Raw genomic sequence first — 12018 nt, forward strand, 5'->3', positions numbered from 1 at the left:
GGCAGGGCCAGCGTGGAAGGTGGTCAGCGTGAGAGTCCTCGCCGCCCGGCGGCGGGTGAGGGGTTGAGGCGAAAGGCGCTTCGCCACCCCGGACAGTCCGATCAGACGCCGGAGGCATCGATGTGCCCGCCTCGAACCCACACCCGCCGCCGGGCGGCGAACCGGTTCGTACTGGCCATCTTCCACGCTGGCCCTGCCGCCACACCCCGCGTCCGGAGGGACGCGAACGACAAGACGCGCTGTGGCTCGTGCCCGAACCGATTTAGCCCAGCCTGATCCGCAAGAAAAATGTTTCGCCTTGGCCCCCGAGCGTGACGCGCAAGCATCGGAGCGTACAGCCACGGGCCCTTCGTCCAGAGGACCGGATGCCCCGCACCGGACGCGCCGTGAAGGCGAGGGTCGATTCCCGCGAAATAAGAGGCTTCACTGAGTGGGAATCGACCCTCGCCTTCGCGGTGGGGCCGGCGCCAGGTCGGTGGTCGCGCAGCCCCGCCCAGCCCATCCCTGACTTGGGAAAAGAACCTATTTTTCCCTTTCGTGCCGGGCCAGGGCCCAGGCGACGTGCTCGCGCACGAGGGCGCTGGGGTGGTCGCGGCGGGAGGCGAGGGCGGCGAGCACCGCGGGCGTGGTGGGGGCATTGCCCAGGGCCACGGCGATGTTGCGCAGCCAGCCTTCGTGGCCGGTGCGGCGAATGGCGCTGCCTTCGGTGCGGCGCAGGAATTCTTCCTCCTCCCACGCGAACAGCTCGGCCAGGCTCGCGCGCTCCAGGCCGTTGCGCGCGACGAAATCGGGTTCGTCGTGGCGCACCGCGAACTTGTTCCAGGGACAGGCCAGCTGGCAGTCGTCGCAGCCGAAGATGCGGTTGCCCATCAGCGGCCGCAGCTCCTCGGGAATCGCTTCCTTCAGTTCGATGGTCAGGTAGCTGATGCAGCGGCGCGCGTCCACGCGGTAGGGCGCCACGATGGCCTGCGTCGGGCACACCTGCAGGCAGCGCGTGCAGGTGCCGCAGTGCGCGCTGGCGGGCACGTCCACCGGCAGCGGCAGGTCGGTGTAGATCTCGCCCAGGAAGAACCAGCTGCCGGCCGATTTGTTGATCAGGCAGCTGTGCTTGCCTATCCAGCCCAGGCCGGCGTCGCGCGCCAGCGCACGCTCGAGCACCGGCGCCGAATCGACGAAGGCGCGGTAGCCGAAGGGGCCGATTTCGCCGGCGATGCGGTCGGCGAGTTTCTGCAGGCGGTTGCGCATCACCTTGTGGTAGTCGCGGCCCAGCGCGTAACGCGCCACGTAGGCGTCCTCGCCGCGTTCCAGCGTGGCCCAGGCCGCGGTGTCGTCGCCGGTGCCGTAGTCCATGCGCGCCGACAGCACGCGCAGCGTGCCGGGCACCAGTTCGGCCGGGCGCGAACGTTTGTCGCCGTGCCGGGCCATGTAGTCCATCGCGCCGTGCTGGCCCTTGGCCAGCCAGTCGCGCAGGTGCGCCTCGTCCTCGCCCAGCTCGATGCCGGCGATGCCCACCTGCTGGAAGCCCAGTTCGGCGCCCCAGGCGCGTATGGCCCGGGCGAGGGCGGTCATGTCGGCCGGGTCGCGCATGCCGGCAAGTATAGAATCCCGGCATGAGCGAACTGCTGCCCCTGTACCGCGGCGCCCAGGTGCGGGCGATGGACCGCACGGCCATCGAAACCCTGGGCGTGCCCGGCTACACCCTCATGTGCCGCGCCGGCGAGGCCGCCTGGCGCCTGCTGCGCGAACGCTGGCCGCGGGCCCGCCGCATCGGCGTGGCCTGCGGGCCGGGCAACAACGGTGGCGACGGTTACGTGCTGGCCCGGTTGGCGAAAGCCGAGGGCTTCGCCGTGGTGGTGCTGGCACCGCCCGGCACCAGCCCGCGCGCCAGGGAAGCGCGCCAGGCCCTGGCCGACTGGCGCGCCGCCGGCGGCCGGGTGGAGACCTTCGACGGCCTGCTGCCCGAGGCCGACGTCTGGGTGGACGCGCTCTACGGCATCGGCCTGGCGCGCCCGCCCTCCGACGCCGCGCGCGCCATGATCGAACGCATCAACGCCAGCCACGTGCCGGTATTGGCGCTGGACGTGCCCTCGGGCCTGGACGCCGACACCGGCCACGCCGTCGGCGCCGTGGTGCGCGCCGACGTGACCCTGAGCTTCATCGCCGCCAAGCGTGGCCTGTACACCGGCATGGCCCGCGATTTCGACGGCGAGGTGCGGGTGGATGCACTGGGCCTGGAACTTTCGCGCCTCTCCGACGAAGCGCCGGCCGCCTGGCTGATCCGCCCCGACGGCCTGTCGCGCTGGCTGGCGCCGCGCCACGCCAATGCCCACAAGGGCGAACACGGCCACGTGCTCTGCGTCGGCGGCGAGGTGGGCATGGGCGGCGCCGTGCGCCTGTGCGCGGAAGCCGCGCTGCGCACCGGCGTGGGCCTGGCCAGCGTGGCCACGCGCAGCGCCGGCGTCGCGGCGCTGGTGGCGGCGCGCCCGGAGGCGATGACGCACGCCGTCGAAGACGCCGCCGCGCTGGCACCACTGGTCGAGCGAGCCACCGTGCTGGCCGTGGGCCCGGGCCTGGGGCAGGGCGACTGGGGCCGCGCGCTCTATGCCGCCGCGCTGGCCAGCGGCAAACCGCTGGTGCTCGACGCCGACGGCCTGAACCTGCTGGCCGCCGCGCCGACACCGCTGCCCCAGGCCATCCTCACGCCGCATCCCGGCGAAGCGGGGCGCCTGCTTGGCGTCACCAGCGCCGAGGTGCAGGCCGACCGATTCGCCGCCGCCGCCGCCCTCGTGCGCCGCTTCGACTGCGTGGTGGTGCTCAAGGGCGCCGGCACCGTGGTGGCCGCGCCCGGCGAGGTGCCGGTGGTGATCGGCGCCGGCAACCCGGGCATGGCCACCGGCGGCATGGGCGACGTGCTCTCGGGCGTGGTCGCCGCGCTGCACGCGCAGCGCCTGCCGGCCTTCGAGGCGGCGGTGGCCGGTGCGCTGCTGCATGCCGCCGCCGGCGACCAGGCCGCGCGCATCGGCGGCGAACGCGGCCTGCTGCCCTCCGACCTGTTCCCCTACCTGCGCAGGCTGGCGAACCCCGAATGAGCGCGCGCGAGGTTTTCCTGGCCGATCCCGCCGCCACCGAAGGCCTGGCCGCCGCTTTGGCCGCCAGCCAGCCAGCGCGCGCCGTCGTGTTCCTGGAGGGCGACCTGGGCGCCGGCAAGTCCAGCCTGGCCCGCGCCTGGCTGCGCGCGCTGGGCGTGCGCGGCGCCATCAAGAGCCCCACCTACACGCTGGTCGAACGCTATCCGCTGCCGGCCGGCGAGGCGGCGCACCTCGACCTCTACCGCCTGGCCGGCGCCGCCGAACTCGATTTCCTGGGCTTGGACGACCTGGCCGCCGAGGCCGTGCTGTGGCTGGTGGAATGGCCAGACCGGGGCCAGGGCGGGCTGCCGGCCCCGGACCTTCGGGTACGCCTGGCCGTCGAAGGCGCGGGCCGCCGCGCCCGGCTGGAGGCTGCCAGCCCGGCGGGCCAGGCCTGGCTGGCCCGGGCCCCGATTTGAGGGGCTTTCCGGGCCTCTTCTGACCCAAATCCTAGGAAGGTCCGGCAGGTATCGGATTCCAAAGGGAAAACCCTTGCTTTTCCCCAAACCCGGTGCTTCAATCCGCCGTATGCGCCGGATCTCCGCCCTTGCCTTGTCCCTTGCCGCCTTCGCCGGCCTCGCCGCCGCGTCGGCGCAGGCCGCCCAGCTGCGCGGCCTGAGCCTGGTCGAAGGCGAGGACGGCACCCGCGCGGTGCTCGAGCTCTCGGGCCCGGCGGACTACAAGCTTTTCACCCTGGCCAACCCCGACCGCCTGGTGCTCGACCTCTCGCGCTCCTCGCTGGCCGGCGGGTTCAAGGCGCCCGCGCCGAACGGCGTGGTGTCCGGCGTGCGCACCGGCAAGCCAGCCGAAGGCGACCTGCGCGTGGTGTTCGACCTGGGCCGCGGCGTGCAGCCGCGCAGCCGCCTCGAGCGCGAGGGTGATTCCGCGCGCCTGGTGGTGGAACTGCTGGGCAGCGCGCCCGCGGTGGCCGGCAAGCCGGCGCCCGCGCGCACCGTCGAGGACGTGATCGGCAAGGGCGAGCGCAAGCTCATCGTCGCCATCGACGCCGGCCACGGCGGCAAGGACCCGGGCGCCATCGGCCCCACCCGCAAGTTCGAGAAGGACATCACCCTGGCCATGGCGCGCGAGCTCGCCAGACAGGTGAACGCCGATCCGGGCATGCAGGCCTACCTGGTGCGCGACGGCGACGTCTTCATCCCGCTGCACGAGCGCTACCAGCGCGCGCGCGAGGCGCAGGCCGACCTGTTCATCTCCATCCATGCCGACGCCGCGCACAACCGCGCCGCGAACGGCGCGTCCGTGTACGTGCTTTCGCTGCGCGGCGCCTCGTCGGAGGCCGCGCGCTGGCTGGCCGACCAGGAGAACGCCGCCGACCTCGTGGGCGGCGTCGAGCTCGACGCGCGCGACAAGAACCTCGCCGCGGTGCTGCTCGACCTCTCCCAGAACGCCACCATGCGCGTCTCCGACGACGTCGCCAGCGAAGTGCTGGCCTCGCTCAAGGGCGTGGGCAAGGCGCACAAGCCGCAGATCGAGCGCGCCAACTTCGTGGTGCTGCGTTCGCCCGACGTGCCCTCGATGCTGGTGGAAACCGGCTTCATCTCGAACCCGGGCGAAGAAGCGCGCCTGAGCGACCCCGCCTACCGCAGCCGCATGGCCAGCGCCATCGTCGGCGGCGTGCGCAACTACTTCGCCAACCAGGCGCCCCCGGGCACCTGGTACGCCGCCCGCCAGGGCACGCTGGGCGGCAGCCGCCAGCACGTGGTCAGCCGCGGCGAAACCCTGAGCCTCATCGCCGCCCGCCACGGCGTGCCGATGAACTCGATCCGCGCCGCCAACCGCCTCAAGGGCGACACCGTGAAGGTCGGCGAGCGCCTGACCATCCCCATGGCCGGCGCCATGGCCGGCCTGCCCGAGTAAGCCGCGCCGCCGCTGCTATCATCGGCCTCGGAACCCCCCGAGACCGCGATACGTGCCGATCCAGCAGCTTCCCGACACCCTGGTCAACCAGATCGCCGCCGGCGAGGTGGTCGAACGGCCCGCCTCGGTGGTGAAGGAACTGGTGGAGAACGCGCTCGACGCCGGCGCCACCCGGGTGGACATCGACCTCGAGGAAGGCGGCATCCGCCTGGTGCGCATCCGCGACGACGGCGGCGGCATCCCGCCGCACGAACTGCCGCTGGCCATCTCGCGCCACGCCACCAGCAAGATCGCCTCCATCGAAGACCTCGAGGAAGTCGCCACGCTCGGCTTCCGCGGGGAAGCGCTGCCTTCGATCGCGTCGGTGAGCCGCTTCGCCATCAGCGCGCGTGCGCGCGGCGAGGGCCACGGCGCGCGGCTGGAGGTGGACGGCGGCCGCGTCGGCACGCCGGCGCCGCACCCGCATCCCGAGGGCACCACGGTCGAGGTGCGCGACCTGTTCTTCAACGTGCCGGCGCGGCGCAAGTTCCTGCGCGCCGAGCGCACCGAGCTGGGCCACGTCGAGGAATGGCTGCGCTCGCTGGCGCTGGCGCGCCCCGACGTGGAACTGCGCCTGAGCCACAACGGCCGGCTGTCGCGCCACTACAAGCCGGTGCGCGACGGCGGCGAACGCCTGCGCCGCGTGGCCGAGGCGCTGGGCGAAGAATTCACCCGCCAGTGCCTGGAAGTGGAACACGCCGCCGCCGGCCTGCGCCTGCATGGCTGGGTGGGGCTGCCCACCGCCTCGCGCTCCAGCGCCGACCAGCAGTACTTCTACGTCAACGGCCGCGCCGTGCGCGACCGCACCGTGGCGCACGCGGTGCGCCAGGCCTATGCCGACGTGCTGTTCCATGGCCGCCACCCGGCCTTCGTGCTGTTCCTGGAATGCGACCCGCGCGGCGTCGACGTGAACGTGCACCCGGCCAAGCACGAAGTGCGCTTCCGCGAGCAGCGGCTGGTGCATGAATTCATCTACCGCACGCTGCATGCGGCGCTGGCGTCCACGCGCGCCGGCGGCGCGCTGGCGCAGGAGGCGGTGGGCGCGGGTTTCGCGCCGGCCGCGGCGGGCGAAACGATGGCCGGCTCCGCGGCCTCGTCCGCCGGCTGGGCGCCGCAGCAGTCGGGCCTGGGCCTGCCGGTGCGCGAGGTGCTGCCAGCCTATGCCGCGCTCTATGGTTCGCGCGCCGGCGGGGGGCCGGCCATGCCCGCGCCGCTGCCGGCCGCGAACGAAGCCGAGGCGCCGCCGCTGGGTTTCGCCCTGGCGCAGCTGCACGGCGTCTTCATCCTGGCCGAAAACGCCCAGGGCCTGGTGCTGGTGGACATGCACGCCGCGCACGAGCGCATCACCTACGAACGCCTGAAGGCGGCGCTCGACGGCGAGGGCATCCGCACCCAGCCGCTGCTGGTGCCGGTGTCGCTGGCGGTGAGCGAACGCGAGGCCGATGCCGCCGAACAGCACGCCGAGGCGCTGGCCGCCTACGGCTTCGAACTGCGCCGCGCCGGGCCGCAGGCGCTGAGCATCCGCAGCGTGCCCACGCTGCTGGCCGACCTGGACCCGCGCGCGCTGGCGCTGGACGTGCTGTCCGACCTGCGCGAACACGGCGCCAGCCGCCGGCTCGAGGAGGCGCGCAACGAACTGCTGTCCACGCTGGCCTGCCACACCTCGGTGCGCGCCAACCGCCGGCTGACGCTGCCCGAGATGAATGCACTGCTGCGCGACATGGAAGCCACCGAGCGCAGCGGCCAGTGCAACCACGGCCGCCCCACCTGGGTGCAGCTGAGCAAGGCCGAACTCGACCGACTTTTCCTGAGGGGACGCTGATGCGCTTGTCTTCGCTGCCTGTCCTGGCGCTGTCGCTGCTGCTGGCCGCTTGCGGCGGGTCCTCCGAACAGGACGCCGCCGCCGAGGCCGCCGCGGCCAAGGCCGCCCGCGAGGCGAAGCTGGCCTACGAGCGCGAGGTGCGCGACTGGCGGCACGAGCGCCAGGAGCGACTGCTCCGCCCCGATGGGTTCCTGTCGCTGGTGGGCCTGCACTGGCTGAGCCCGGGCGCCACCTATGTCGGTTCCGCGCAGGACAACGGCACCCGCCTCTCCCTGGGCCCGCCGCAGGTGGGCATGCTGGACGTGCGCAAGGACGGCACGGTCACGCTGCGCATCGCCGACGGCGCCGAAGTGACGGTGGACGGCGAGCCGGCCGAAGGCACGGTCACGCTGGTGCCCGATTCGCAGGGCAAGCCCACGGTCGTCGGCTTCAACCGCGGCGACGCCAGCTTCGTGCTGATCGAACGCGGCGGCCGCTTCGCCCTGCGCGTGCGCAATGCGATGGCGCGCACCCGCACCAGCTTCCCCGGCATCGACTATTTCGACATCGACCCGGGTTTCCGCTTCGAGGCGCGCTTCGAGGCGCACCCGCCGGGCAAGACCATCGACATCGTCAACATGCTGGGCATGGTGGAACCCATGCCCAACCCCGGCCGGGTGCTGTTCGAGAAGGACGGCGCGCAGTTCAGCCTGGAGGCGCTCGACGAGGGCGACGGCCAGCTGTTCTTCGTGTTCGCCGACCGCACCAGCGGCCACCAGACCTACGCCGCCTCGCGCTTCCTCTACGCGAAGCCGGCCGGCCCGGACGGCAAGGTGGTGCTCGACTTCAACCGCGCCTACAACCCGCCCTGCGCCTACACGCCGTACTCGACCTGCCCGATGCCGCCGCCGGAAAACCGGTTGGACCTGGCCGTTGCCGCCGGCGAAAAGAAGCCGCTGCCTTTCCCCGAATGAGCCCCCCGAGGACGAACGAATGCGCCACGCCCTGATCGCCGCGCTGCTGCTGGCCCTTGCCGCCCCCGGCTGCGCCCGGGCCGAGCAACCGCGGCCGCTGCTGTGGAAGGTGAGCGACGCCGACAATTCGCTGTACCTGCTCGGCTCCTTCCACCTGTTGCGCGAGGGCGACTACCCGCTGGCCGCCAGCACCGACGCGGCCTTCGAGGACGCCGAGAAGCTGGTGTTCGAACTGCCGCCGGCCGAGATGGGCGACCCCGCGCTGGGCCAGGCCATGGCCGCGGCCGCCCGCATCGAAGGCGGCGGCACGCTGCAGTCGAGGCTGCCGGCCGACACCTGGGGGCGGCTGCAGGCGCACGCCGCGCAGCGCGGCATGTCGCTGGACTTCCTGCAGGCGCACGAGGCCTGGTTCGTCAGCCTGGTGATCTCGGTGACCGAAATGCAGCGCGTGGGCCTGGACCCGGCCCTGGGCCTGGACAAGCATTTCGCCAACCGCGCCGTGGCCGCCGGCAAGCCGGTGGCCGGGCTGGAAACGGGCGCGCAGCAGATCGCGATGTTCGACGGCATGGACGCGACGCAGCAGGAGCAGGCGCTGGACGACGTGCTCTCCGACCTGTCCGCGCTGGAACAGGAAATCAACCGCATGCACGCGCTCTGGCGCGCCGGTGATGCGGAAGCGCTGCACGCCGAAAGCGCGGCGAAGATGAAGGCCGAGTACCCCGACCTGTACGAGCGCCTCAACCGCGGGCGCAATCTGGCCTGGCTGCCGCGCCTGCAGGCGCTGCTGGACGACAGCCGGGACGACGACGCCCTGGTGGTGGTGGGCGCCATGCACCTGCTGGGCGAGGACGGCGTGGTCGAGCTGCTGCGCGCGAAGGGTTATACCGTCGAGCGGCTCTGAAGCACCGGCCGCGGCGCCGGCGGCACCAGTTCGATGCAGTCCACGGGGCAGGGCGGCAGGCACAGCTCGCAGCCCGTGCACAGGTCGGCAATGACGGTGTGCATGCGCTTGGGCGCGCCGACGATGGCGTCCACGGGGCAGGCCTGGATGCACTTGGTGCAGCCGATGCAGTCTTCCTCGACGATCAGCGCCACGAGCGGCGGCTTGGCTTCGCCGTTGCCGGGGTTGAGCGGCTTGGGCTCGCGGCCCAGCAGCTCGGCCAGGGCGCGCACGCCGGCCTCGCCGCCGGGCGGGCACTGGTTGATGTCGGCCTCGCCGCTGGCGATGGCGCGCGCATAGGGCTTGCAGCCGGGGTAGCCGCACTGGCCGCATTGGGTCTGCGGCAGCAGCCGGTCGATGCGTTCGACCATCGGGTCGCCCTGCACCCGGAACCGCACCGTGGCCCAGCCCAGCACCGCGCCGCAGGCCGCGGCCAGGGCCACCACCACGAGCACCGCTTCCAGCATCAGGCCGCCACCATGCCGGAGAAGCCCGTGAAGGCCAGCGACATCAGCCCTGCGGTGACCAGGGCGATGGGCGTGCCGCGCCAGCTGGCGGGCACGTCGGCGGCCTCGAGCCGTTCGCGCATGGCCGAAAACAGCACCAGCACCAGGCCGAAGCCGACCGCGGCGCCGAAGCCGTAGAGCGCCGCTTCGAGCAAGCCGCGCCGCTCCTGCACGTTGAGCAGGGCCACGCCCAGCACCGCGCAATTGGTGGTGATCAGCGGCAGGTACAGGCCCAGCACGCGGTACAGGCGCGGGCTCTGTCGGTTCATCACCGTCTCGGTGAACTGGACGACCGCGGCGATGACCAGGATGAAGCCGAGCGTGCGCAGGTGTTCCAGCCCCAGCGGCGCCAGCAGCCAGTGGTGCACGCACCAGGCCAGCGCCGCCGACAGCGTGAGCACGAAGCCGGTGGCCAGGGCCATGCCGTAGGCGGCGTCGAGCCGCCGCGACACGCCCATGAACGGGCACAGCCCCAGGAACTTCACCAGCACGAAGTTGTTGACGAACACCGCGCCGACCAGCAGCAGGGCGATGTCGTCCATGGCGCGCTTACCGGACCGGCATGCCCGGCGCGGCGGCGTCGTCGGCGCCCAGCAGGGCCAGCGCGCCGCCGTCGAAGCCGGCCGACAGGATCATGCCCTCGCTCAGGCCGAAGCGCATCTTGCGCGGCGCAAGGTTGGCGATGAACACCACGTGGCGGCCCACCAGCTTCTCCGGCTCGCCGTAGCTGGCGCGGATGCCGCTGAAGATCTGCCGCTGGCCCAGTTCACCGGCGTCGAGCAGGAAACGCAGCAGCTTGTCGGAGCCTTCCACGAAGCCGCACTCGAGCACCTTGCCGATGCGCAGGTCGAGCTTGGCGAAGTCCTCGATGCCGATGTGCGCCGGGGTCGCCGCGGGCGCCTGCGCCGGCGGCGCGGCCGGTTTCGCGGGGGCGGCGGCCGTCGTGGCGGCGGGCTTGAGGTCTTCCTTGCTGGCGTCGGTCATGGATTCGATCTGCTTGGGGTCGATGCGGGTCATCAGGGGTTCGAAGGGCGCGATGGCGTGGCCCAGCAGGGGCGCGGCCACGTCGTCCCAGTGCGAAACGGGCGCGCGCAGGAAGGCTTCGGCCCGCGCCGCCGTGCCCGGCAGCACCGGCTTGAGCGCGGCGGCCAGCAGGCGGAACAGGTTCAGGCCCTGGCTGCACACGGCCTGCAGTTCGGCGTCGGCGCCTTCCTGCTTGGCGATCACCCAGGGCTTGCGCTCGTCGATGTAGCGGTTGGCCTCGTCGGCCAGCGCCATCACCTGGCGCATGGCCTGGCCGACCTCGTCGCGGGCGTAGCTGGCGGCCACTTCGCGCACTCCGGCGACGAAGTGCTCGTACATCGCCGGCTCGGGCAGCGCCCCGGCCAGGCGGCCGTCGAAGCGCTTGGCAATGAAGCCGGCGCAGCGGCTGGCGATGTTGACGAACTTGCCGACCAGGTCGGCGTTCACGCGCGCCACGAAGTCCTCGAGGTTGAGGTCGAGGTCGACCACGCCGGCGCCGGTCTTGACCGCGAAGTAGTAGCGCAGCGCCTCCGGGTCGAGCCCGGCGTCGAGGTAGGTGCGCGCCATCACGAAGGTGCCGCGCGACTTGCTCATCTTCGCGCCGTTCACGGTCAGGTAGCCGTTGACGTGCAGCGCGGTCGGCGCGCGGAAGCCGGAGCCGTGCAGCATGGCGGGCCAGAACAGGCCGTGGAAGTTGATGATGTCCTTGCCGAGGAAGTGGTGCATCTCGGTCCCGCCGGCGCGGGCGGCGTCGGTGAAGGCGGCGAAGTCGGTGCCGGTCTTCGCGCACAGGGCCTTGAACGCGGCCAGGTAGCCGATCGGCGCGTCCAGCCAGACATAGAAGAACTTGCCCGGCGCGTCCGGGATGGGGAAGCCAAAGTAAGGTGCGTCGCGGCTGATGTCCCAGTCGCGCAGGCCGCCTTCCAGCCACTCGGCCAGCTTGGCCTTCACCGCCGGGTGGGCCACGTCGCCGGCCAGCCACTCGCGCAGGAAGGCTTCGAACTTGCCCAGTTCGAAGAAGTAGTGCTCGGAATCGCGCAGTTCGGGCGTGGCGCCGGACACCACCGAACGCGGGTTCTTCAGGTCGGTGGGGGCATAGGCCTTGCCGCAGACCTCGCAGTTGTCGCCGTATTGGTCGGCCGCGCCGCAGTTCGGGCATTCGCCCTTGATGTAGCGGTCGGGCAGGAACATGCCGCGCTCGGGGTCGTAGAGCTGCTGGATCGAGCGGACGGCGATGGCCTTCACGCCGTGGCTGCCGTCGCGCAGGCGGGTGTAGATGAGGCTGGCGAGCTCGTGGTTCTCGTCCGAGTGGGTCGAGTGGTAGTGGTCGAAATCGACCCGGAAGGCCGCGAAGTCGGCCTCGTGGCCGGCCTGGATGCCGCGGATGAAGTCCTCGGGTGCCATGCCGGCCTTTTCGGCGGCGAGCATGATCGGGGTGCCGTGGGCGTCGTCGGCGCAGACGAAGTGGGCCTCGCCGCCGGCCAGGCGCCGCGCGCGCACCCAGATGTCGGCCTGGATGTAGCCCACCAGGTGGCCCAGGTGCAGGGGGCCGTTGGCGTAGGGAAGGGCGGTGGTGACCAGGGCGGGGCGGGGCGTCATCGGGGCGGGGCATCCTCGGCGGGGGCGCCATTATCCCAGATCGCGCCGCCGGGGCGGCCGCCGCGGGCGCAAGAAAGAGGTTCTTCTCCCGAGTGAGGGACCGGCGCCGCCGCCACGGCGGAAGCGAGGG

Annotated in this window: 10 protein-coding genes; 6 read left to right on the top strand and 4 right to left on the bottom strand. The window is 72.3% G+C overall.

Features of this window, described 5'->3' with window-relative positions; genetic code table 11:
• Window positions 1–522 precede the first annotated feature (522 nt).
• Window positions 523–1569 (bottom strand): tRNA epoxyqueuosine(34) reductase QueG, encoded by a 1047-nt coding sequence (gene queG, locus N790_RS01285; RefSeq protein WP_245593719.1) that lies wholly within the window; start codon window positions 1567–1569, stop codon window positions 523–525.
• A 41-nt stretch (window positions 1570–1610) separates the two neighbouring features.
• Here queG and N790_RS01290 point away from each other — a divergent pair, with 41 nt between their 5' ends.
• From N790_RS01290 to N790_RS01315, 6 genes are all read left to right on the top strand, one after another.
• The gene (locus tag N790_RS01290) at window positions 1611–3089 is read left to right on the top strand and encodes a bifunctional ADP-dependent NAD(P)H-hydrate dehydratase/NAD(P)H-hydrate epimerase (protein WP_043799892.1); all 1479 of its coding nucleotides are present in this window, start codon (window positions 1611–1613) and stop codon (window positions 3087–3089) included.
• Window positions 3086–3547 (top strand): tRNA (adenosine(37)-N6)-threonylcarbamoyltransferase complex ATPase subunit type 1 TsaE, encoded by a 462-nt coding sequence (gene tsaE / locus N790_RS01295; protein WP_043799893.1) that lies wholly within the window; start codon window positions 3086–3088, stop codon window positions 3545–3547. Before N790_RS01290 ends, tsaE begins: the two co-directional genes overlap by 4 nt.
• Window positions 3548–3680: 133 nt before the next feature.
• Window positions 3681–5006: an N-acetylmuramoyl-L-alanine amidase gene (locus N790_RS01300; protein WP_245593720.1), complete on the top strand. Its 1326-nt coding sequence runs from the start codon at window positions 3681–3683 to the stop codon at window positions 5004–5006.
• A 52-nt stretch (window positions 5007–5058) separates the two neighbouring features.
• Entirely contained in the window at window positions 5059–6867 is a 1809-nt protein-coding gene (gene mutL, locus N790_RS01305; protein ID WP_043799895.1) for a DNA mismatch repair endonuclease MutL, read from the top strand.
• Window positions 6867–7820: a DUF1684 domain-containing protein gene (locus N790_RS01310; RefSeq protein WP_043799896.1), complete on the top strand. Its 954-nt coding sequence runs from the start codon at window positions 6867–6869 to the stop codon at window positions 7818–7820. Before mutL ends, N790_RS01310 begins: the two co-directional genes overlap by 1 nt.
• A gap of 19 nt (window positions 7821–7839) precedes the next feature.
• Window positions 7840–8721: a TraB/GumN family protein gene (locus N790_RS01315; RefSeq protein ID WP_043799897.1), complete on the top strand. Its 882-nt coding sequence runs from the start codon at window positions 7840–7842 to the stop codon at window positions 8719–8721.
• On the opposite strand, the gene rsxB is transcribed toward N790_RS01315, so the two are convergent.
• Genes rsxB through metG form a run of 3 tightly spaced genes read right to left on the bottom strand, consistent with a single transcriptional unit; the run spans window position 8700 to window position 11888 of the window.
• Entirely contained in the window at window positions 8700–9227 is a 528-nt protein-coding gene (gene rsxB, locus N790_RS01320) for an electron transport complex subunit RsxB (RefSeq protein ID WP_052385578.1), read from the bottom strand. The genes N790_RS01315 and rsxB overlap by 22 nt on opposite strands.
• Entirely contained in the window at window positions 9227–9808 is a 582-nt protein-coding gene (gene rsxA / locus N790_RS01325) for an electron transport complex subunit RsxA (protein ID WP_043799898.1), read from the bottom strand. Before rsxA ends, rsxB begins: the two co-directional genes overlap by 1 nt.
• A gap of 7 nt (window positions 9809–9815) precedes the next feature.
• Window positions 9816–11888 (bottom strand): methionine--tRNA ligase, encoded by a 2073-nt coding sequence (metG, locus tag N790_RS01330; RefSeq protein WP_043799899.1) that lies wholly within the window; start codon window positions 11886–11888, stop codon window positions 9816–9818.
• Window positions 11889–12018: the final 130 nt, after the last annotated feature.

The sequence above is a fragment of the Arenimonas malthae CC-JY-1 genome (genome assembly GCF_000747075.1).
Taxonomy (GTDB): Bacteria; Pseudomonadota; Gammaproteobacteria; order Xanthomonadales; family Xanthomonadaceae; genus Arenimonas; species Arenimonas malthae.

Coding starts and splice junctions, on each gene's coding strand:
- N790_RS01290 (WP_043799892.1), top strand. CDS start 1,611: ATGAGCGAACTGCTGCCCCTGTACCGCGGCGCCCAGGTGCGGGCGATG.
- tsaE (WP_043799893.1), top strand. CDS start 3,086: ATGAGCGCGCGCGAGGTTTTCCTGGCCGATCCCGCCGCCACCGAAGGC.
- queG (WP_245593719.1), bottom strand. CDS start 1,569: ATGACCGCCCTCGCCCGGGCCATACGCGCCTGGGGCGCCGAACTGGGC.
- rsxB (WP_052385578.1), bottom strand. CDS start 9,227: ATGCTGGAAGCGGTGCTCGTGGTGGTGGCCCTGGCCGCGGCCTGCGGC.
- N790_RS01315 (WP_043799897.1), top strand. CDS start 7,840: ATGCGCCACGCCCTGATCGCCGCGCTGCTGCTGGCCCTTGCCGCCCCC.
- N790_RS01310 (WP_043799896.1), top strand. CDS start 6,867: ATGCGCTTGTCTTCGCTGCCTGTCCTGGCGCTGTCGCTGCTGCTGGCC.
- metG (WP_043799899.1), bottom strand. CDS start 11,888: ATGACGCCCCGCCCCGCCCTGGTCACCACCGCCCTTCCCTACGCCAAC.
- rsxA (WP_043799898.1), bottom strand. CDS start 9,808: ATGGACGACATCGCCCTGCTGCTGGTCGGCGCGGTGTTCGTCAACAAC.